Origin of the sequence: Vibrio sp. V43_P6S15P86 (assembly GCF_009904725.1) — a bacterium.
Classification (GTDB): domain Bacteria; phylum Pseudomonadota; class Gammaproteobacteria; order Enterobacterales; family Vibrionaceae; genus Vibrio; species Vibrio diabolicus.
Map to the genome: position 1 here is coordinate 17,539 of NZ_WXWT01000152.1, position 1,420 is coordinate 18,958.

Consider the following 1,420-nt stretch of genomic DNA (forward strand, 5'->3'; position numbering starts at 1 on the left):
CTAAATCTAACTTTTGTTATTGTTCGGTCGGGTGGCAATTCAAACAAATGAGAAGTTGATACACTTGGGGCATTTTTGATTCTGGTGATTAATTCCGAAACACAAACATACTGGTTCACAACTCATCAATATCAACGTCAATTTCTGGGGAGTTTTCTCTTTGCTTAACTAGCTCTCGGTCTTGTTCATCTTCCTCAAATTCAATTCGGGAAGAGTCAAAAACATCACGTCGTTCAACTAGAAAGTCGATATCCGCCTTATCCGCACCTTCCGAATAAGCCCCCCAATCTTTTTCACTTGTAGTCGCGAATTCATCGGTGTGCGCAGTATGACTTGTTAATCCTTCTAAAAGGTCTTTTTCTGACAACAGCTTTTTACTCATAACTTACTTCTCGATTCAAAAATGACATTAGATAATTTATAGCATAGTGAGCAACTAGAAATTAGCTCTGAAACAAGGAAAGGGGCAAAAATGCGTTGCAGTTATTAAATGGGGAAGTGTTTTTCCTCGTATTCTTCAACCAATGCAGCGAGCCTTTCAAGCTCGTCTCCTTCAGGAGTGCCGGGTTCGGCTACATCAAGCAGTGATTTAACTCGCTTCAACGCGGCCATGTAATCACTTTCAGAAATTTCAAGGCCCAACTCATCCAATGTTACTTCAGCTAGTTCATCACTATGCGCAGTGTGGGGCGTCATCCCCTTGACCAGTTCTTTTTCAGATAACCGTTTTTTGCTCACAACTCGTCTTCCATTCAAGATAAGATTAGATAATTTATAGCATACTGAGTTATTAACTACAGGGTAAGGTTTGTCCTGAAACACGGGATGGGGCTGTAGTGGTTTACTATTGCCTACAAAGTCAAAATATATCCAGCACAAAACGAAAATTGATAGGCCGCCAAACGCGTAGTTAACAAGTACGTCGCCAACCACATCATCAATACCTTTTTCCGCAAGGGTGATAACAGGCTTAAAGAAGCCTTCACCTGCAACAATCAATAAAAGCAGCGCAAAGCACTCAGCCATATGTCCAAAGCGTGGTAAGAAGCGCTCATTGTTTAGTGCACCTTTGACTGCTTGATTCGAATACAACACCTATTCAAATCAAAATATGATTAGATTATCGCAAATATTCGCATCACTAGAGGCTGTTTTGCAGAGAAACGGCTCCGATAACGTCTAAATAGAATAAAGGCCCAGGCTCAAACTCAACGTCACTACTCAGCAGACGGTACACCTCTCCGTCCCACTAAACTCTTTAAACAAGAGGTGCCTATCAAGTTGGTGGTTATTCAACTAACCTAATAAAATATGATAAAAATATCTCATAATCCTATTTTTGAGCTATAGTAAAATTGAATAACTTTATTGGTTCAAGTGATGCTTTTACAACGTCCAAAACCTTATCCAGACGAAAGCC

General features: G+C 40.2%; 2 protein-coding genes. Both read right to left on the bottom strand.

What is annotated here, in order from left to right:
• Positions 1-115: 115 nt before the first annotated feature.
• Entirely contained in the window at positions 116-382 is a 267-nt protein-coding gene (locus CAG69_RS06625) for a hypothetical protein (RefSeq protein ID WP_047101801.1), read from the bottom strand.
• Between the two features lie 104 nt (positions 383-486).
• Positions 487-738 carry a hypothetical protein gene (locus CAG69_RS22720; protein ID WP_161443302.1) on the bottom strand — a complete coding sequence of 84 codons (252 nt, stop codon included), beginning with the start codon at positions 736-738 and terminating at the stop codon, positions 487-489.
• Positions 739-1,420: the final 682 nt, after the last annotated feature.

Bases quoted from the DNA above. Each gene is read 5' to 3' on its own strand.
- CAG69_RS06625 (WP_047101801.1), bottom strand. From the start codon at position 382: ATGAGTAAAAAGCTGTTGTCAGAAAAAGACCTTTTAGAAGGATTAACA.